The following is a 19,857-nucleotide window of genomic DNA, read 5'->3' on the forward strand; positions in this document are numbered from 1 at the left end:
CAACTCCAGATCGCGCCCGAGCACACCCATCTGCGTCCCCAACACAGCGAACTCACCGGAAAGCCGCGAAATCAGCGCCGGATCGATTGATGTAGTCATAGCCCTATGCTCAGTGCCGCCGCCTCTTCCGAGCATGAGTAGAAACCCCCGGTAGACAGCCGATATCTACCCGACATCCGCCATGTCGCCCATTCCGCCCCACAATGTGGCCGTTTCGAAACCGGATCCGATGGTCGCCACCGACTTTCAGCACGACCGGCGGGTGCCGCTGCGCACGTTCACACGGCGCCTTGGGGTCGACACCTAGACCGTCGGGTCGGCCGCCCGATCGATCACCTCGTCGAGCACTTCGCGCGAGCGAACGAGATCGGCGATGGTGCGGGTGATGCGATCCCGCTCGGTCTCCAGCTCGGCCACCAGTTTCGGGGTGGCGTACTGGTTGGGGCCGCCGTCCGCGTCCCGCATGCAGGGCAGGATCCGTGCGATCTTCTTGCTGGTGAGGCCCGCCGCGAGCAACTCCTGAATGTGGATGACCCGATCCACCGCCCGTTCCGGGTAGTCGCGATGGCCGCCGGGCGTGCGGTCGGCTACCAGCATCCCCTGTTCCTCGTAGTAGCGCAGCGACCGCTCGCTGACGCCGGTGCGTGCGGCAAGCTCCCCGATGCGCATCTCACACCACGCCTTTCACATTCCGGCTTGAACCTCACATCTATGTCAAATTTGACCATACCTGAATGCCACCGCGACCAGCGCTGATCCGACAGGGACTGCCGCTCCGCAAGGAATGGCTGCCTGAAATGAGTCGCCATCCAACCGCTCACGATTCGGGCAACGGCTGCACCGACTATCCGACGGCGCGGAACAGACGGCCGTCTGAACTCCGGCTCAGCGGCCCATCAAACCGCGCCAGTGCGCGATGAACGGGTGCTTGGCGGTCACCGACCCGAACCGCATCCGCCCGTGCACCACCAGGTGCAACGGCCCCAGCGGCGGTCCGGTGCGGACCTTGTTGTTCACACTGGAGCCGAGCAGGTCCAGACCGTTGAGGTCGACCGTCGCCGCCGCGGGCACGATCAGGTTGAGCGAACTGCAGTAGTCGTCGACGCGCAGCACGACGACCTGGGTGGACATGATCGCCTCGGTGAAGTCCAAGGTGACGCCGGACAACCAGGCGTTCAAGTACAGCGAGGGCGCCACCTGCCACGGGCCGCGCCGGTGCACCCCGGACATCCGGGCACGGATCACGCTGCCCGCGTTCACGGTGCCGGGCTGGTTCTTGACCAACGAGGGTGACGTGTTCACGAACGTCGGGGGCGATACGACAGGCCGGCCGACCAGCCGGACGCCGGGCAGATCAATGAGCACCGCGTTCAGTTCCCCGCGGGTCTTGGCGACCAGCGCGGTGTCCATCCGCTCGGTGAACTCGCCGAGCGAGAGCATGCCGAGCCCGACGGCGCGCTGCAGCAGTTGACCGACGTGTTCGCGCTCCACGTCGGATACGCGCAGGTCCCGGTCGCCCACCCCGCCGCAGGAGCCGACCGCATTGGATACCGATTCGGGGCCGCCCATGCTATCGAGGTTACCGAGCGTTCGGCTCCGGACACATCAGGGCGATCCCCGATTCACGGCGCCTCCGCGGGTCACATCCTCCGATTATTCGAGCCCCTGCTCGATGGCGTAGCGGGTCAGTTCGACCCGGTTCGCCAGCTGCAGTTTTCGCAGCGTGGCCTGTACATGGTTCTCGACCGTGCGATGGCTGAGTCCGAGCCGTGACGCGATCTGCTTGGCGGACATTCCTTTCGCCACCATCCGGAGCACCTCGGTCTCCCGTTCGGTGAGCGCGGGCCGGTGCGGCTCGTCTGGCTGAGCCGGTGCGGTGGCCATCCGCCGGTACTCGCCGAGCACCAGCCCAGCAAGTCCAGGCGTAAACACCGGCTGACCAGCGGCGGTCGCGCGCACGGCCGCGATCAGCTCCGCCGCCGACGCACTCTTCACAAGGTATCCCGACGCACCGGCCTTGATCGCCTCGAGCACGTCGGCGCGCTCGGCCGACGCCGAGAGCACCAGCACCCGGCTCTCCGGCGACACCCGAAGCACCTCGGCGGTGGCCTGCGCCCCGTTGCCGTCGGGCAGCTGCATATCCATCAGCACCACGTCCGGTCGCACCGCCGCGGCCCGCCTGCTCGCCGCGCCGACGCCGTCGGCCGTCGCCGTCACCCGAAATCCGGCCTCGGCGAGGTCCCGGGACACGCCTTCCCGCCACATCGGGTGGTCGTCCACCACCATCACCGAAATGGTCCGAGCCGCCTCGTCCATCATCCGCGCCTCCTGTCGTTCGCTCATCGGGGCAGCTCGCCGGCGCTCGGCTCCACCATGACCGAAAACTCGGGCTCGCTCATGTCCGCGGCACCCGGAATTCCCATTCGGTGCCGAACCCGACACCGCCGTCGATCTCGGTCAGCAGGTCCGCGCTTCCGTCGAGCGCCGCGATCCGCCCGACGATCGACCGCGACACCCCCATCCGCCCTTCGGCTTCCGCCTCGGCAAGCCGTCCCGGCGGGATGCCGATGCCGTCGTCGCGCACGGTGACCACCAGCTCGTCCCCGGTGTCCTCCAGCAGCACATAAGCATTCGCGTCGTGACCGGCGTGCAGGTCGACATTCGACAGCGCCGTGGCGACGGCCGCAGCGATCTCGTTCGCCGCCCATCGGCCGACCTGAACCGGAGTGCCGGGCGTCGACACCGACACCTTCGGCGTGGCTTGCGCGGTCAGCAAAGGCCGAAGATCGACCTCGGCCCCGCCGGAGTCGCCGCGATCGGCCTGTTCGGAGAGCAGCACCCGCAGCGCCACTTCTTGTTCGCCAGCTCGGTGCGCCAATTCCACGGTGCTGCCGCCGATCTCGATTCCGCGCCGCTTGATGTAGCTGAGCACCTGCAACACGCCGTCGTGCACCTCGCGCGAAAGACGTTCGCGCTCTTCGGTGGCCGCGGTCAGGCGCACGGCACGCTCCAACTGATCCTGGGCGCGGCGCGCGGTGTTGGCGGCAAGCCCCAGTGCCAGTCCGACCGAGACGAGCACTGGCACGGTCGCATCCGCCCACACGTCCTGTCCCCACTGGTCGCGTACGGTCAGCGCCACCGAGGAGATCAGCGCGCCGGACAGCACGCCTGCGATCGGACCGCGCAGGATCGCGGCCCCGATCACGGCATTGGTGGCCCAAAGCGTCGTCGGCAACGTCTGATGCCCGTGGTACCAGTCGTAGTCGGCAACCAGCCGCGTGGCGGCCATCATTCCGATCACCACCATATGGTCGCCGGCCACCACCCAGCCGCGCAGCCGGACCACATCGGGGAAATGCCATTGCGCCGACATGATCGCCGATACGCCCGACCACACCGCCATCAGTGCGATGAGCACCCAACTCAGCCGCTGGTTCGTGTAGTACGGCGCCGAGGCGATTTGCTGGCCGACCGCGTACAGCAGCGTCACCAGCCGCAGCGCCTGGGCTGCCCGCCACAGCGGCGTGGTCGCTACATCGGCCGAGCGCGGCTCAGCTCTTCGACGCGCCGTCATCGGGTTCCGTACCGGTGGCCGGGGACTCCGCCTTCTCCGCCGCCTCCACCAGCGTCGCCGCCACGTCGAACCGGCCGGGATCGGGTTGATCCGGTTCGGCCGAATACAGCTTGCGGTGTTCGTCGCCGGTCCGCAGTTCCTCGAACAGCTCCTCGGGACTGTCCGCCAGCAGCGACCGGATCGCCGTGTTCATCACCGCGACGAACGGCACGGCAAGCAGACCACCCGCGATACCGCCGAGCACAACGCCCGCGGTGATCGCCAGCACCACGGCGAGCGGATGGATGCTGACCGCCCGGCCGAGCAGTAGCGGCTGCAGCACATGGCCCTCGAGCTGCATCACCGCGATGATGATGCCGAGCACGATCAGGGCGGTGACCAGGCCCTTGGTCACCAGCGCGATGAACACCGCGATGAACCCGGCGAGGAAGGCGCCGATGATCGGGATGAACGCGCCGATGAACACCAGCGATGCCAGCGGAAGCGCCAGCGGCACACCGAGAATGCCGAGCCCCGCACCGATGCCGATGGCGTCCACCGCCGCGACCGCCACGGTCGCGCGGACGAACCCGACCAACGTCCCGAACCCGAGCTGCCCCGCGGTGCGCACACGCTCGCGCTGCCCGGTTGGGATGATCCTGGTGACGAACTGCCAGATCTGATCCCCGCTGTAGAGGAAGAAGATGAGGATGAACAGTGTCAGAAAGATACCGGTGAGCAATTCGCCGATGACGGTCGCGGTAGTGAGCGCGCCGCTGGTCAGGCTGTCCTGATTGGACTGGATGGCCTTGACGATGGTGTCGCCCGCGTTGCGGATTTGCTCGTTGCTCATTTGTAGCGGCCCACTGATCAGCCAGTCCTGGATCTGATGGATGCTGTGGGTGAACTCGTCGGTCAGCTGCGGCACACCGGCGACGAACTGCTCGACAACGAAGGTCATGATGCCCGCGACCACGCCGAGCGACCCGACCAGCGCGACGAAGACCCCCACCGCGCGAGGCACCCCCAGCCGCTGCGTCCAATCCACCAATGGCGCGAGCAGCGCGGCCGCGAGCAGCGCGATGGCGAGCGGGATGACCACCGTGGCCAGTCTTTGCACGATCGTCGCGAGCGCGATCGCCAGCGCGAACAGCACCAGCAACCGCCAGCCCCACTCCGCCGAGACGCGCACGATCGGATGCACCGCTTCCGCTGCGGGCCCCGTCAGGCCGCCCTTCCGCGGTGAACTGGACTTCGGTTCGGTCATCTCCGTGAGCCTAACGGGCGCAGCCGGACTCTGTCCGCCATCAGCCGCGCCGGGCCGAGCAAGGCTGGGGCAACGCCCTGATGCGTCCAGCGCCGCGAACATGCTCACATGATCGAAACGCTAGATTGGTCTCGTGTCGGCGCCTTTGGAAGCGGTCAAACAGACCATGCGAACGCGCTGGCCGCTGTACCTGACATCGATGCTGCTGGCGAATGCTTTCGGCGCGGTTCTGGTGTGGGCGTTCATCCAGTACGGGCTACCGGTCCCCGAGGGTGAGGCCTCCGGTGCCAGGCGCACCGGCCTGTTGGTTCCGGCTCTGGTCTTCGCGACCGGCGGCCTGCTCAGCATGGCCGCCTCCGCGCTGATGCTGCGTCCGGTGATGCGCTGGCAGATGCGCGGCGGACCGCCCAGCCGCCAAGAGCAGATGGCCGCGCTGCACGCGCCGCTACGCCAGGCGATCCTGCATCTGGCACTGTGGCTGATCGGCGGCGCGATCCTCGCGGCAGTGATCATCAAGGACACCCCCGCGCTGGCGGGCGCGGTCATCATCACCGAATGCATGGCCGCCACCATCGTGTTCGGCTTCACCTACATGCTGGGCGAACGCATCCTGCGCCCGGTCGCGGCCCAGGCGCTGACCGAGGGGATCTTCGACCACACCCTCACCCCGGGCGTCGGCACCAGGATGGCGATGACCTGGGGCATGGGTACCTTCGCTCCGACCATCGCCATCGTGCTGCTGTGCGTCACCCAGATCTCCTCGGAGGTGAAGTTCTCCGCGCAGTCGCTGGCCATCTCCATCCTGCTGCTGTGTGGCGTGGTGATCATGCAGGCCCTCGCGCTGTCCATGCTCACCGGCTCCAGCATCTCCGACCCGGTGCGACAGCTCAGCCAGGCCATCGACCGGGTGCAGGGCGGCGCGCGTGACGTGCAGGTCGAGGTCTTCGACGGCAGCGAGATCGGGCTGCTGCAGGTCGGCTTCAACAGGATGATGGAGGAGGCCGCCAAGCGCCGTCAGCTGCAAGAGTTGTTCGGCCAGCACGTCGGCGAGGAGGTGGCACAGCGCGCTCTCGACTACGGCACCGAGCTCGGCGGCGAGACCAGGTTTGTCGCGGTCCTGTTCGTCGACATGGTCGGTTCCACCGCGACCGCGGCCGAGCGCCCGCCCACCGAGGTGGTGAGCCTGCTCAACGAGTTCTTCCGCATCGTGGTCGATGTGATCGACCGGCACAACGGCTTCGTGAACAAGTTCGTCGGTGACGCGGCGCTGGCCATCTTCGGCGCACCGCTGGACCGGCCGGACGCGCCGACCGCAGCGCTGGCCGCCGCGCGCGAACTACGCGAAACGTTGCGGGAAGTTCCGGGTCTCGATATCGGAATCGGTGTTTCGGCGGGTCTTGCCGTCGCCGGAAATATCGGTGCCGCAAACCGTTTCGAATACACCGTGATCGGAGACCCGGTCAACGAGGCGTCCCGACTCACCGAACTGGCCAAAGACCGGCCCGGCCGGACACTTGCCTCGGGCAGCGCACTGTATTTCGCCGATGAAAGCGAGCAGGACCAGTGGGAGACCGGCGACGAGGTACAGCTGCGCGGCAGGCGCAGAAAAACGCTGTTGGCCTGGCCGAAAGATGGGGCCGACGCGCGCGACGATGCAGACGTCGAAACGGTGCGTTCGTTAGGCTGACGGCGTGACGGCCAACGGGGAACTGGCAGGACAACCTGCGCCGCCGCCCACGGAGAATTCCCGCCGTGGCAAATTCTGGTGGCTCAAATGGGTGCTCGGCGTCGCCCTGCTGGCGTTGCTGATCGCCGAGGGCGTGTATCTCTGGCCGCGTCTGCATGAATCCTGGCGAAAACTCACCGAGATCCATTGGGGCTGGGTGGCGGCCTGCATCTGGATGCAGGCGTTGTCGATGAGCGGTTTCGCGAGGGTGCAGAAACGACTGCTCAATGCGGGTGGCGTCGCCGTCAGCCAGCGCAAATCCGTCGCGGTGCTCTACGGCGCGACCGCCATGTCGGTGACCCTGCCCGCGGGCCAGGTGTTCTCCACCGCCTTCACCTATCGGCAGACCAGGCGCTGGGGCGCGAGCCCGATCGTCGCCTCGTGGCAGCTGGTCTTCTCCGGCGTGGTCGCGGCGGTGGGTCTGGCGCTGCTCGGCGTGGGTGGAACGCTGCTGGCCGGTGGCCGAATCGGCCCGTTCAAGCTGATCCTCTCGCTGGCCGCCGTCGCCGCTTTGGTCTGGGCGGGCAACCATGTGTCGCGCCATCCCGGCTCGCTGGACACGCTGCTGCGCAGGTTACTCACGCTGGCCAACCGGTTGCGCAAGCGGCCGCCGGACGAGGGCGCCGGCAAGATCGCCGATGTGCTCGGCCAGCTGGAATCGGTGGACCTCGGCAAACGTGACGGCGCATGGGTCACGGTGTGGGCGCTGGTGCACCGGTTCGCCGACGTGGCCTGCCTCGGGGCGGCGTGTTACGCGGTGGGCGCCGACCCGCGGGTCGCAGGCCTGCTGCTCGCGTTCGCGGTGGGCAAGGCGGTCGGCTCGATTCCGTTCGCGCCCGGCGGCATCGTCTATGTGGACGCGACGCTGATATACGGACTCACCGCTGCCGCAGGACTGCCCGCCGCACAGGCAGTCGCCGCGGCGTTCGTGTACCGTCTGGTGAGCTTCATCCTGGTCGCCATCGTCGGCTGGATCGTCTTCCTGTTCCGGTTCCGCACCCGGCAGGCCGATGACGCAGAGTTCGAAAAGGAATTCGAGCAGCGGCGACTGTAATCCAATGCGGTAGCGTTCCGACGATTGACCACCGGCAAGCAAACCCCGCGACCGTGGTGTCGGAGGGTGCGGTCCGGGTGTGCCCACTACGCTTTCCCCGTGAGGAAACTGGTGCCGCTGGTGGCAGACGCGCTGCTCGTCGTCCTCTTCTGTGTGATCGGCAGGCGCAGCCACGACGAAGCGATACTCGCCGGACTGCTGCGCACCCTGTGGCCTTTCGCGATCGGACTCGCGGCCGGCTGGACCATCGCCGCCGTGGTCGGCCGACAGATCGGCAAGGTCGGCCATGAGCGGTTCGACGGCATTGCCCCGTGGCCGACCGGGGTCCTGGTCTGGCTGGGCACCCTCGGCGGCGGCATGCTGCTGCGTGCGGTGAGCGGTCAGGGAACAGCATTCAGTTTCGTGCTGGTCGCGAGCGCGGTGCTCGCACTGTTCCTGCTCGGCTGGCGCGCGGCGATCAAAGCCTTGAACTGATCAAGGTTCTGGAGTCGCCAGCGCCTGCAACATCCTGGCCGCCATCCGAGCGGTCGCGTCGCCGCTGTCCACGTCGCTGATGTGGATAGCGAAGGCCAAGTCGCCCATCGTCCCGATGAGCCAGCTGTCCGGGCCCGCGGTCGCGGCGAACGCGTTGATGTCCCGGTAGCGCCGCACACTGGCGAGTTCGGGCGCGTTCGTCGCGTCACGCAGCCTTCCACGCAGCCGGTCGATGGCCTCGGGCGACAGCGGACCGAGCTGGGCGTCGGTGGTGCTCGACCGGGCGACCTCGATCATCGGCGGCGGCACCGAGCCGCGCGCGATGGCTGCCGCGGCGATCGCCATCCCGAATGGGCTGGCCAGCACCGCGTCCGAACCGCCGCCCTGGCGCACCTGCTCGGCGCTGCGTCCCGCGATCGCGAGCCTGCCGGTCACCTCATCGAGGCCCGGCACTTTGAAGTCGATACCGACACCGAGGCTGGTCGCCGCTTCGGCCGCGTCCTGCACCGAAACGTCCTGCGGCGGCTTGCCTTTTGCCACCGCGGCGACGAGACGGAACAGCTCGATGTTTCCGCCGACCGGGTAGAGCCCGGTGAACGCCACCGGGCCGTGCTCGGTGGCGTAACTGTTCTGCGCGACCGAGACCACCGCGCCGCTGGAGGGCTGGATCGCCACGATCGAGGCGGGCGTGCCCACGCTGACCACCGCGTCCTCGGCGGCGCGCTGCAGACGCTGGTCCATGGTGCCCGCGATGTCCGGCCCCGGCGGGCCCTGCTGGCCGGCGAGCTGACCGACGAACCGTCCGTCCTGCTCGAAAAGTTGGACACCCCACCCCGAGTGCGCCTCCTGGCTCTCCTGCTGCACCTTGCGCAGCGCGTCCAGCATCGGCGACCAGACCCGGCGGTCGGCGGAGATCAGCCGCGGCTGCTTCTCCATGACCACGCCGGGAATCGGCGCCATCCGCGGTTCCAGGATGGCGAAATCGCCCTCACGCAGATTCACCGCGACCACCGGCTTACCCTGCGAGGCGGCCAGCTGTTGCATGAGCGATGCCCCGGTGATCAGCGGCGCGACCGGCTCGATGGCCCTGGCCAGCGCGTCGGTCGAGGCGACCGGGTCCGCCGTCTTCGCGGGGTCGAGCTTGATCACGTTGATGGCCTGCTCGGTCATGAGCGGCTCACCGGCGATATCGTTGACCCGAGGCGCGGGCGACGGCAGGGTTCGCACCAGCCGGACGGTGCGATTGTGTGAAAGCTGCGGCATGGCGAGCGTGGGCTCCCAGGAGATCCGCCAGCCGATGGCCAGCTTGCGGACGTTGCCCTGCAGGCTGTAGTTCCAGGTCTTCTGCTCACCGAAGGTCCATTCGACATCCATGCTGAAGATCGCGGACTCGGCGTCGAGACCGATGAATTGGGTCTTCCGGTAGTCGACCTTGCCCGGATGGAGGCCCTCGAACATTTGCTTCAACGTTGCCGAGGCCGCCGTGGGGTACGACGTCAGGTCCGCCGCCTTGGCGTAGTCCTGATCGTCGAGCAGATCGGTGAAGCGTTCGACAACAGTCTCGGCTTCACTCTGCTTCTCGTGTATCCCGCACGAGCCGATCCCGATCGCGAGTAATGCCACCCCCATGAGTGCCATTACGCCCCGAACGCGAAAGCGGCGAGATCCCCACACATCCATGTCGCCCACTCTTCACTCTTGTCACTTCAGTAACAAGACCACCGTACCCGAAAAGACCTACCCGTTTCGCCTCCGTAGTGAGGACGTTATCCATGCTCAGGATCCTGATTGTGCCCGAAACCCTCCATCTCGGGAGACCGTTCACGATCTTGCCCACCTACCCGGCGCCGCTACCGTACCGGCCTCCGCGCGAAGTCGTGCACTTGGTCCCACTCTCGGCGATTGTGTCTTTCTGTGTACCCCGAGCGCGCCGTTCCAAGCGCCGAAGTCGAGGACCGAATCCTGTTCGCGCAGGGCGGAACCACCAATGCGCTTTGCGACGTAATCTTGTAATCAACGACAGCGCAGCACCATAGTAAGTAGGTGATCCTCATGAGAAACGCACACCGCGGACGGGGTTTCGGACGACCAGGAGGCTGGCAGCAAGCCGACCTTCCAGACCCCGCGGATGTGTCCGACTGGTTCGCTGGACGGTTGCCAAGCGACTGGTTCACCGGTCCGCCGGTCATCGAAGTGGACCGAGACGAGATCGTCGTCATCGGCGAGTTGCCGATCCCCCAACCCGAGAAGCCACCAGCCGCCGGCAAAGGTGATGCGGAAGCGCCGACCGACGAAGTTCCGCGCGCGACCAAAGAGGGCGCCGTCGCCCGGTTCCGCGAGTCCACTCGTCCGGCCCGCATGCAGATCGCGAACGAGGCGCAGCACCGCTACCAGCGCAATGTCGCCTGGGGTGTCTCGGTGGACGGGGAACGGATCATGTTCACGCACCTGGCCGTTCCCGTCATGACCCGGCTGCGTCAGCCGGAACGAAAGGTGCTCGACACCCTGGTCGACGCGGGTGTCGCCCGTTCCCGCGCCGACGCGCTGGCTTGGACGGTGAAACTGGCGGGCAAACACGCTGAGTCGTGGCTGGCGGAACTGCGCGACGCGATGCGCAAAGTGGACGACCTGCGTTCGGAAGGGCCGCAGGGATTGTAGGGCGGTCGGGTCTAGCTAGGGCCAATGCTGCGGCGAGGTCGATGCGGGCTGTTGTTGTCAGTGGCTGGTGGCATGCTGCTGATGTGGTGCGGCACACATCATTCCGGTTCTGCTTGGACCCGACGGTCGAACAGCGGACAGTGCTGTCGCGGCATGCCGGGGCGGCGCGGTTCGCGTTCAATCAATGCCTGCATGCGGTGAAGTCGGCGTTGACCGCCCGCAAGACTGAGCCCGGGGTGTCGGTGCCGTGGTCGGGGTTCGATCTGATCAACCATTTCAACCGGTGGAAGAAATCCGAGGATGCCGGGCGGGTCTTCGCCGTCGATACCAACGGCACCGCCACGGTGGTGGTGACCGGTTTGGTGTGGCGTGATCAGGTGTGCCAGCAGGTGTTCGAGGAAGCGGCCATCGATTGTGGGCGGGCGCTGGCGAGCTGGGCGGACTCTCGTCGCGGTACCCGCAAGGGCCGTCGGATCGGGTTCCCTCGGTTCAAGAAGAAGACCGCAACATCTCGCTCTTTCCGGTTGCGCAACAAGCACTCCCAGGGACGTCGCCCCGCGATCAGGGTCGGTGACAACAACTGTCCACGATCGGTGACCCTGCCGGGAATCGGAACGGTGCGAGTGCACGATGACACACGCCGCATACGGCGGATGCTGGCGACCGGTCGAGCGAAGATCCTGTTCACCACACTCAGCCAGAGGGCCGGGCGGTGGTGGGTCACGCTGAATGCTGAAGCCGCCGACCTGCACCCCGGCCGGTGTCACCCATCCCGCGGGGATGGGGATCATGGTGGCTGGGTGGGGGTCGATCGCGGGTTGTCGGCGTTCCTGGTCGCCGCGACCGGAGACGGGCCCGAGCTCGCGCGAATCACTGATCCACCGAAAGCGTTGGCAGCCGGGATGCGCAAGCAACGCCGCCTTGCGAAGGCGGTGTCACGGAAATTGAGGGGTTCCGGCAACAGACGACAGGCAACCGCCCGGTTGGGTCGCCACCACGCACGCGTCCGCGATATTCGCCACCATTTCCTGCATCAGGCCTCCAACAAGCTGGTCAAAACCCACGACCGGCTCGTCCTGGAAGACCTGAATACCGCCGGAATGCTACGCAACCGGCATCTGGCGCGGGCGATCAGCGACGCGGGGTGGGCTGAATTCGCCCGCCAGGTCTTCTACAAGCAGGCTTGGCGCGGCGGCACAGTCGTCCTCGCTGATCGCTGGTATCCCTCCAGCCAGCTCTGTTCTCGCTGCGGAACCCGAAACCGTGAGCTGACACTGGCCGACCGGGTTTTCCGGTGCGGGAGCGGACACCATCTCGACCGCGATCACAATGCCGCGGTCAACCTCGCCGCCTGGGGCGAACAACACCATGTCTCCCAGGTCCGGGAGCCCGAAGCGCGAGCCCCGGTCACCAACGCCCGCCGACGGGAAGGCACTGGCCCACACACTCGTGTGGGTGAAACCAGCCCGAATGACGCGGGAACCAACACCCACGCCATATCGGCGTGAGTAGAGGACGTCCGAGAAGGACGGTGTCTACCGACCCTCACCAGGAGACACGCTGTAGTGTTGCGTGCATGGCTCCGGCGACCGTCGACGCGACACCGGGCCTGATCCTCGTCCTCAACGGCCCCAATCTGAATATGCTCGGCACCCGTCAGCCGGAGGTGTACGGGTCGGCGTCGCTCGACGACGTCGTGGAACTGTGCAAGCAGACTGCGGCGAGATTCGACCGGGAGATCGTCGCCTTCCAGTCCAATTCCGAGGGCGCGCTAATCGATCGAATCCATCAGGCGCGCGGCGTCGAGTCGGGCATCGTCATCAATCCCGGCGGCCTCACCCACACCTCGGTGGCGCTGCGGGACGCACTGGTGATACCGGAGCTCCCGATCGTCGAGGTGCACATCAGCAATGTGCACGCACGAGAGGAGTTCCGGCACCACTCCTACATCTCCCCGATCGCCACCGCGGTGGTCGCGGGTATGGGAATCCAGGGCTACGCCGCCGCGATCGAATTCCTCGCCCGCTCGGTGTGAGCCGGTCGAGTTCGCCTCGATCGGGCTTGACGACACCGGCGATTCGTCACTTGATCTGGAACACCGGAAAGCCGGGCGCGATGGCGGCAAGCTCCTCGTCGGTCGCGTCTTTGGTCACGCCCTCGAAGAACTTGCCGACCTCCCAGCCCCACTTCCGCAGGTAAAGCCGCAGCAATGGCACCTTGTCGGCGTCGGCGATCTCGGTGGCGGTGAACGCCTCGACCTTGCGGCCGAGCCGCAGCTCGCCGCCACCCGCGACACGCAGGTTGCGCACCCACTGTGTGTGCCCTCGCGGTGCGACGAGGAAGCGGGCGCCGTCCTCCCGCACCATCAGGTTCACCATCGTGGTCCGCCACTCGCCGCTCTTGCGTCCCCGAACCGCGAGCAGGCGCGATCCCATCACGCTTATCCCCAGCTTGGGCAGCAGATTAGCGATCCGGTTCATGATCGGATCGATGCCGGAGGGGCCGATGTAGCGGGTGCCGAGGTCCATGACTTACTCCTTATTTGTGATCACTGCTCTCTATAGAGAGAAGTGTTCCACCGACCGGACCCAAAGTCAAGAGCACCGCTCTCTCTTCTCCTGCCCGCCCACCAAACGACGAGAGGCACACCACGGAGGCCGCGCTCACACTTCGCCTCCACCATGCGCCGCTCGCACGGCTTCTTCAGTGGCTGTTCGCGGAGCCGGTGTCGTGGCCACGGCGGTCCGGTTGATCTTGGTCGCAGCGGTGGCCCTGGCCGCGAACGGACACGAGGACCGCGAGTACATCCGCACGGGCGCTGCGATATTCATCGTCCCCGAGCAATAATGCTTGGCGAAGACGCTCGGCCGAACGATCGCCGTGCGCCAGGTCGCCGACGCGGAAGAAGCCCACTTCGCTGGCGGTGCGCCAAAGGTTCTGGCGGATCCCAACGTCGAAGGCTTCTTCACGAAATCCCTTGATCTGCGGTCGAAGACAACGCTCGGAGCCGTCGTCCCCAGGTCGGCGCACGTAACCGGACGTGCACAGGAATGAAAAAGTCGACTATCGCGAGGGATTGGTTCCGCTGGTTCGGCATCACGGCCCCCGCACCCGACACGACGAACCCGGCAGACGCCAGGGCATCCACCGGGCCCCATGAGCTGCTGACAGGTCTCAGGTATGAAGCGTTGTGCGGATTTCGTTTGCGAGTTCGATATTTCCGGCAGCAATGAATTTTTGACGTCGCTTCATTGCGCTCTTGATTTCGGACAATGAGCCCAGATCATAGTCCAACGGAATCAGCGCTCCGTAAAGATCGATCACGCTACCCCCTGCAGCGTGCAGAATATAGTGCCCTGGGGATAGGTCCCAGATTGCGAATCCCTTTGCGAATTCGATCATAGCGTCGGAGAACCCGGCGGCTACGTGACACAGGCCAATCGATCCGAAATCGACACCGATACGACCCCTTGCTTTTCCATCCCGAGCCGGTGCGCTGAGCGCATTTATGAACTCCTGCTGCTCGGCAAGTGGCTGGAATCGTTGCTCGGGGCGCATCATGTAATTGGTGACCAATGCCTCGGTAAGGCTCGCGCTCGACGGCCTGTCGAGAAGGTGCTCATCGCCGTCTTCGGTAATGATGAACGCGCAATCGCCACCACTGACATCGCGGAACGCTAAATATATCTGAACATGATGAAAAATATCGCCGACCACAGCGGCAACAGGCCGAGCCAGAGTACGTGAGTAGACCATTATATGCGTGTAGCCGTATAGTCCACGCACGGCCAACTCACTGGTATCCAGAGGATCGACCAGCACGCATAAATCGGGATCGGCTTCATCTCCAATGACTTCTGGATCGGCTTCCTCTGAGGCGTAGAATGAACGAGGGTATGTGTTCGACTAACACCTCTTTGTAGCGTTCATGCATCCACAGGTCATAATCGGACAGGAAATTGTCGGAATGGCGCAAATTCTCATTTCCCGCGCGACGACCGGTCAGCGCAGCATCGATCAGTTGTGGCCGGATTTCTCCCATCATCTGGCGAACCACACTGGCGATACGTTGCGCGAGGTCTGGGACTATGTTCACACTACTCATCGGGCAACCGCCTCTTTTCCGTGTCATCGCAAACTCTAGCGGGGGTTCGATACCGGGAGGGCTCATCGTCGCTGCGATGAAGATAGCTTCGAACTCGGCGGCGCGCATTATTTTGGCCCCGGTCAGATCATCGAAGCTCGCCACTTTCAAGTCACGCCCCTTGGTCATCGCCCCGAACACGGCGAAATACAGCTCGGCTTTCGGGTACCGCTCCCGAACCCGGCGAGCGATATAACCGACAACATCGGCGTGTTTGACTTCGAAGCCGCAGATGAATATTGTAGGCGCATCCCTGGTTTCGGGAAAATATGATGCAACATCCAGATCGAGGCCGTCACGGATTTTGCTGCAACGGAGGTAGCCTATCTTACAGCGGGAGAACCGAGACGAAGCGAGGAAAGTTGCCATCACTAGACCAGCATCATTCACGCCGAAGCACACGTCCACATCGAGGCGCTTGCCAATATTCTTTATTTGCCGTGACAACCGTTCGATTCCGGTTCCGAATGTCTCCCACGTCAAATCCAATAACTGACCCGGTTGCGGATTGGGTAGAGAGCATACAAGAATGTCGGAGTTGCCATACTCGACCGTGGGCACCGAAAGGGTGAACTCTCCGCCCATCTGACTTTTCATTCCCTCGGAAACCGAGACAGGCTCGCGTGTCCGCAACGTCGCATGTGACGGTTTACGACCGCTTTGCGATCGGGCTTCATTGTTTGCAGTGAACTGCTTGAGCGACAGCTGATCCTCGATAGGCAGGCGTTCGTACGCCTCGGCAATCAACTCGGTCGGCGACACATATTCTTCCGCCGCTCCAAGGGGACCACGGCCATAGGCGGCGCACAAGATCAGCACGCTCGACAACGACGGGGGCGATCCTTGGCCACGCCCTCGCGCCCACGTTTCCCACGCGTTGATAGACGTTCCGCCCAGGCTTGTCTGATTCCCTGTGACTTGGTTGTAACGCTCAGCTGCAAGATCCTGAGATAAGCCAGCTGCGTACCTGTATTTCACCCCGCCGGGTGGCGTGCAACCAACGACAGGCTTACACGGCAGGGGTGAACGTGATGGGGTTCAACTGGTGGCGAGAGGCCGAGCCAGACGACGCATCAGTGCAAGCAATCATCGATCGCGTACAGGACGAGTGGCGAGCGCAAAGGCGACGCGAACGGGCTCGCACCGAGCGGCCCGACGCTGGGGTGTGGCCTACTGGATGGCCGCATGAGGCACCGGATCTGTCAATGGCCACTTTCAGGTCGCCGCTGGTGGCCGGGGTTGAAGTCCCCACCCCTTTGCTGGGGGTGGGGTGGTTAGTTCAGGGGCGGTCACCTCGTTTGTTGCGGTGTTTCATGCGGTAGGAGTCGCCGTCGGTGATGACGACGGTGGCGTGGTGCAGGAGCCGGTCGAGGATGCTGGCGGCGGTGGTGTGTTCGGGCAGGAACCGGCCCCATTGCTCGAACGGCCAGTGCGACGCGACGGCCAGCGAGCGGCGTTCGTAGGCGGCTGCGACCAGCCGGAACAGCAGCTGGGTGCCGGTGTCGTCCAGTGGCGCGAACCCGATCTCGTCGAGGATCACGAGGTCCGCGCGCAGCAGGGTGTCGATGATTCGGCCGACGGTGTTGTCTGCCAGGCCGCGGTAGAGGGTGTCGACTACATCGGCGGCGGTGAAGTAGCGGACCTTGTGGCCGGCGGTGACCGCAGCGTGGCCGAGCCCGATCAGGGTGTGGCTCTTGCCTGTCCCCGGTGGACCGATAATCGCGAGATTGTGTTGCGCGCGAACCCATTCCAGACTCGACAGGTAGTCGAAGGTGGCTTGCGGGATCGACGACGCCGACACGTCGAAGCTGTCGAGAGTCTTGGTCACCGGGAACGCGGCGGCCTTGAGCCGGTTGGCCGCGTTGGAGGCGTCGCGGGCAGCCAACTCGGCCTCGATCAGAGTCCGCAGCACCTCTTCCGGTGTCCAGCGCTGGGTTTTCGCGACCGCCAGCACCTCCGGCGCGGTGCGCCGGACCGTGGCCAGCTTCAACCGCCGCAGCCCAGCGTCGAGATCGGCGGCGAGTTCCGGAATCGGCTTGGGAGCGACGATTTTCGATCGAGCTGTGGTCACGAGGCGCTCCCGTCACGAGTGATCTTGTAGGCATCCAGGGACCGGATCGGTGCGGTGGGCAGGTCCAGCACCAGCGCGTCACCGGCCCCCCGCGGCTGCGGGGTGCCGGTGCCAGCGGCGAGGATGGAGCGGACGTCGGCGGCGCGGAACCGCCCGAACGCGACCGCCCGCCGCAACGCCGCGACCAGCGCGGCTTCGCCGTGGGCGGCGCCGAGCGCGAGCAGGATCTCCAACTCGGCGCCGAGGCGGGTGTTGCCGATCGCGGCCGCGCCGACCAGGAACGCTTCCGCGTCCGGCCCGAGGGCGCAGAACTGCTGTTCTGCAGTGGTTTTCGGACGCGGCCCGCGGTTGGGCGCGGGCCGGGGCCCGTCGTAGTGGTCATCGAGGATCGACGCGTCACCGGGAGCGACGAGTTCGTGCTCGGCCACGATCACCCCGGTCGCCGGTTCGAGCACCAGCAGCGCGCCGCAGTCGAGGACGATCTGCACTTTCTCACCGATCAGGCGGGTCGGCACCGAGTAGCGGGCCGACCCGTAACGCACACACGAGAGCCGGTCGACCGTGCGCGTCACCGCCGGTGCACCGACCTCGAGCCGCAGCGACGGCAATCCCCGCAACAACTCCCGCTCGACGACCAGGCGTTCGTCGGGGACGGCACAGATCTCCGAATGCACCAGCGAGTTCACCTCCGCGCACCAGGTCCTCGCCGCCGCGTTGGCCTCGCGCAGGCTCACGGCCGTCCCGGTCATCGCGGCCTCGGTCAGCAGCGGGACCGCCAGATCCCGCTGGGCATAGCCACACAGGTTCTCCACGATGCCCTTGGACTGCGGATCGCTGCCGTGACACCAGTCGGGACGAAAACCGTAATGTGTTGCGAACCGAACGTATTCGGGTGTCGGGACGACCACGTTCGCGACCACCCCGCCCTTCAGGCAGCCCATCCGGTCGGCGAGCACCCGGGCGGGGACGCCGCCGATCGCGGTGAACGCTTCGGCGAGCATGGCCAGGGTGGTCGACTGTTTCTGGTCGGTGGCGAACGCGGTGAACCGCCACCGCGAGAACGCCAGCACCGCACAAAACAGCTGCAACCCAGGCGCGGCCTCGGCCCAATCGATCACCAGATACTCACCCGCCGACCACACCGCCGGACGACGACCCCGATGATTATCCTTGCGCCACAACGCTTTCTGCTCCGACACCAGGCGCCGGAAATTCCGTGGCGACCCCTCGTAACCGGCAGCGCGAGCGGCCGGTAACAGCCGCTTGGCCGAGATCCGGCCCTTCGACTTGGCGACCCGTTCGGCGACCAGATCCTGCACCGAGTCGTAATTTCGGGACCGCGGTGCCCGCTCCGGCGGCCGGCCGCCGGCCTCGACACGCTCGACGACCCGTTTCACCGTCTTGTGCGTGGTGCCGCACAGCTCGGCGGCCCCCCGATAGGTTCCGACCTCTCGATAGGCGGAAATGATGTCCATTCGCTCCCTCGCAGACTTCAATGGAACTCCCTGGGCAGTGACGGAATGACAGTTGGCGCTATCACCGTCACCGCCCAGGCCATGAGCTCCGGGCATGACACGACGAGCAAGAGGAATGGGGACTTCTACCTGGCCGCCAGCGGCGACCTACAACCAGCCACCAGCGGGGACTTTGTCACGGCCATGGACAGGATCACTCGCTCAGTATTCCCGAAGCACACTTGACCATGCAGCGGCACAGAGACTGTCGCGCCGACCAATGCCCGCGCAAGGCAGCAGCCCGCCGAGCACTGATCGACACCGGACGAATGAAGCCCGACACGTCCAGGGAGGCTCGGTGACGTTCGTGCACGATGATTTGCCGCTCAACGAACGATGGAGGCATAGGGCGCCCGACGGGGGCACAGCGCCCAGGCCGAGCCTGGAACTGGGCCGCGCCGAGCGGCCGACTCAAAGGCGGCGGTGAGGTCGTCTTCTCCACCGCCACCACTTGTCGAATCCTGCTGAGACCTCGGCGTTTACCCGTCGCCACGCATCAACGCATACGTGGAGACCGCCGTACCCGCCTGCTCACTAGCGGCAACGGCCTTGCGCCAGAACGCCTGTGCCGTATGCGAGAACGTGGCGTCGACGCCGACTTCCTCGCTCGCGTCGATGATGTGCTGCGCGCCCGCGTCCATCATCTTCAGACTCGCCAACGTCGCCCAGCCGCCATTCTGGTTGGCCACCGAGAATTCCTCCATGAAGTAGGGGAACGCGGCGGCCGAGCGGATCGCGAACGGAACGAACTTCGCGATGTCGTGGCCGGAGCGATCGATCACCGCGGTCGCCTGGTCGAAGGCGAGCAGCCAAGGATGGAAAATGGTCAGCAGGGCCTGGTAGAACACCTGCGCCAGACCGTCGTCGGCCCCGAGGTACTCCTGCGGGCTCAGCGGGCTCAGCAGCTCGGCGTACGCGTCGAACACCTCGCGTGGACCGCTGTAGAAGATGTACGACGCCGGGTGCGTGATGTTGTCACCCGCCGACATGACGCCGCCGGAGAGGAACTGTGCGCCGTGCGAGCGGACCCACTCCGCACCCTTTCGCGCCTTCTCGGGGGAATCCGAGGACAGGTTCGCGATCACCTTGCCCTTCAGGTGGTCGGTCGCCTGCCCGAGCACGTCGTACATGGCGGCGTAGTGGGTGAGGCTGAGCACCGTGACCTCGTTGGCGTCGAGCGCGTCGGCGACGGTCGCGGCGCGCTTCGCACCGAGTTCGACCATGGCGTCGATCTTGTCGGAGCTACGGTTCCATACCGTCACCTCGACACCCGCGTCCAGGAATGCCCGGACCATGGCCTGGCCCATCGGACCGAGGCCTATGACGGAGACGGAGCGGGGGGTCTGCTCGGACATGAGGTGTCCCTTCGATTCTCGTTCGGTTGTTTGTCGGCGCC

18 protein-coding genes are annotated in these 19,857 nt (G+C 65.7%); 6 read left to right on the forward strand and 12 right to left on the reverse strand.

The window, feature by feature from the left end:
* Positions 1-303: 303 nt before the first annotated feature.
* The 5 genes from OH799_RS23355 to OH799_RS23375 form a co-directional block, all read right to left on the reverse strand.
* The gene (locus OH799_RS23355) at positions 304-669 is read right to left on the reverse strand and encodes a MerR family transcriptional regulator (protein ID WP_406267890.1); all 366 of its coding nucleotides are present in this window, start codon (positions 667-669) and stop codon (positions 304-306) included.
* 216 nt (positions 670-885) lie between these two features.
* Positions 886-1,521 carry a DUF1707 domain-containing protein gene (locus tag OH799_RS23360; protein WP_406282422.1) on the reverse strand — a complete coding sequence of 212 codons (636 nt, stop codon included), beginning with the start codon at positions 1,519-1,521 and terminating at the stop codon, positions 886-888.
* 132 nt (positions 1,522-1,653) lie between these two features.
* Positions 1,654-2,343, reverse strand: coding sequence for a response regulator (locus tag OH799_RS23365; RefSeq protein WP_406267892.1), 690 nt, complete (start codon positions 2,341-2,343; stop codon positions 1,654-1,656).
* Positions 2,344-2,395: 52 nt separating this feature from the next.
* Positions 2,396-3,574, reverse strand: coding sequence for a MacS family sensor histidine kinase (gene macS / locus OH799_RS23370; RefSeq protein WP_406267895.1), 1,179 nt, complete (start codon positions 3,572-3,574; stop codon positions 2,396-2,398).
* A complete protein-coding gene (locus OH799_RS23375; protein WP_406267898.1) occupies positions 3,552-4,820 on the reverse strand; it encodes an AI-2E family transporter in 1,269 nt (422 codons plus the stop codon). The genes macS and OH799_RS23375 overlap by 23 nt, the downstream gene beginning before the upstream one ends.
* Before the next feature lie 166 nt (positions 4,821-4,986).
* Between OH799_RS23375 and OH799_RS23380 the strand changes: the two genes are divergently transcribed.
* From OH799_RS23380 to OH799_RS23390, 3 genes are all read left to right on the forward strand, one after another.
* The gene (locus tag OH799_RS23380) at positions 4,987-6,507 is read left to right on the forward strand and encodes an adenylate/guanylate cyclase domain-containing protein (RefSeq protein ID WP_406282425.1); all 1,521 of its coding nucleotides are present in this window, start codon (positions 4,987-4,989) and stop codon (positions 6,505-6,507) included.
* A 4-nt stretch (positions 6,508-6,511) separates the two neighbouring features.
* Complete coding sequence (locus OH799_RS23385) at positions 6,512-7,600, forward strand: YbhN family protein (protein WP_406267901.1); 1,089 nt, start codon at positions 6,512-6,514, stop codon at positions 7,598-7,600.
* 99 nt (positions 7,601-7,699) lie between these two features.
* Positions 7,700-8,074: a DUF3054 domain-containing protein gene (locus tag OH799_RS23390; protein ID WP_406267903.1), complete on the forward strand. Its 375-nt coding sequence runs from the start codon at positions 7,700-7,702 to the stop codon at positions 8,072-8,074.
* Here OH799_RS23390 and OH799_RS23395 read toward each other — a convergent pair whose 3' ends face one another.
* Entirely contained in the window at positions 8,075-9,703 is a 1,629-nt protein-coding gene (locus OH799_RS23395; RefSeq protein ID WP_406267905.1) for an NTF2-like N-terminal transpeptidase domain-containing protein, read from the reverse strand. It abuts the gene before it with no gap.
* A gap of 423 nt (positions 9,704-10,126) precedes the next feature.
* Between OH799_RS23395 and OH799_RS23400 the strand changes: the two genes are divergently transcribed.
* From OH799_RS23400 to aroQ, 3 genes are all read left to right on the forward strand, one after another.
* Entirely contained in the window at positions 10,127-10,732 is a 606-nt protein-coding gene (locus tag OH799_RS23400; RefSeq protein ID WP_406267908.1) for a hypothetical protein, read from the forward strand.
* Between the two features lie 41 nt (positions 10,733-10,773).
* The gene (locus tag OH799_RS23405) at positions 10,774-12,240 is read left to right on the forward strand and encodes an RNA-guided endonuclease InsQ/TnpB family protein (RefSeq protein ID WP_406267910.1); all 1,467 of its coding nucleotides are present in this window, start codon (positions 10,774-10,776) and stop codon (positions 12,238-12,240) included.
* A gap of 68 nt (positions 12,241-12,308) precedes the next feature.
* A complete protein-coding gene (gene aroQ, locus OH799_RS23410; protein ID WP_357259101.1) occupies positions 12,309-12,767 on the forward strand; it encodes a type II 3-dehydroquinate dehydratase in 459 nt (152 codons plus the stop codon).
* 46 nt (positions 12,768-12,813) lie between these two features.
* Here the strand turns inward: aroQ and OH799_RS23415 are convergent, their stop codons facing one another.
* The 6 genes from OH799_RS23415 to OH799_RS23440 all read right to left on the reverse strand — a co-directional run bounded on the left by OH799_RS23415 (position 12,814) and on the right by OH799_RS23440 (position 19,816).
* Positions 12,814-13,260 (reverse strand): nitroreductase family deazaflavin-dependent oxidoreductase, encoded by a 447-nt coding sequence (locus OH799_RS23415; protein ID WP_406267914.1) that lies wholly within the window; start codon positions 13,258-13,260, stop codon positions 12,814-12,816.
* Between the two features lie 646 nt (positions 13,261-13,906).
* Positions 13,907-14,554: an inositol monophosphatase family protein gene (locus tag OH799_RS23420; RefSeq protein WP_406267917.1), complete on the reverse strand. Its 648-nt coding sequence runs from the start codon at positions 14,552-14,554 to the stop codon at positions 13,907-13,909.
* A gap of 19 nt (positions 14,555-14,573) precedes the next feature.
* Positions 14,574-15,704 carry a hypothetical protein gene (locus tag OH799_RS23425; RefSeq protein WP_406267919.1) on the reverse strand — a complete coding sequence of 377 codons (1,131 nt, stop codon included), beginning with the start codon at positions 15,702-15,704 and terminating at the stop codon, positions 14,574-14,576.
* 451 nt (positions 15,705-16,155) lie between these two features.
* The gene (gene istB / locus OH799_RS23430; RefSeq protein WP_406265551.1) at positions 16,156-16,947 is read right to left on the reverse strand and encodes an IS21-like element helper ATPase IstB; all 792 of its coding nucleotides are present in this window, start codon (positions 16,945-16,947) and stop codon (positions 16,156-16,158) included.
* Positions 16,944-18,443: an IS21 family transposase gene (gene istA / locus OH799_RS23435; RefSeq protein WP_406265554.1), complete on the reverse strand. Its 1,500-nt coding sequence runs from the start codon at positions 18,441-18,443 to the stop codon at positions 16,944-16,946. The genes istB and istA overlap by 4 nt, the downstream gene beginning before the upstream one ends.
* Before the next feature lie 497 nt (positions 18,444-18,940).
* A complete protein-coding gene (locus tag OH799_RS23440; protein WP_406267921.1) occupies positions 18,941-19,816 on the reverse strand; it encodes an NAD(P)-dependent oxidoreductase in 876 nt (291 codons plus the stop codon).
* Between the last annotated feature and the right edge of the window lie 41 nt (positions 19,817-19,857).

The sequence above is a fragment of the Nocardia sp. NBC_00881 genome (genome assembly GCF_045207455.1).
GTDB lineage: Bacteria > Actinomycetota > Actinomycetes > Mycobacteriales > Mycobacteriaceae > Nocardia.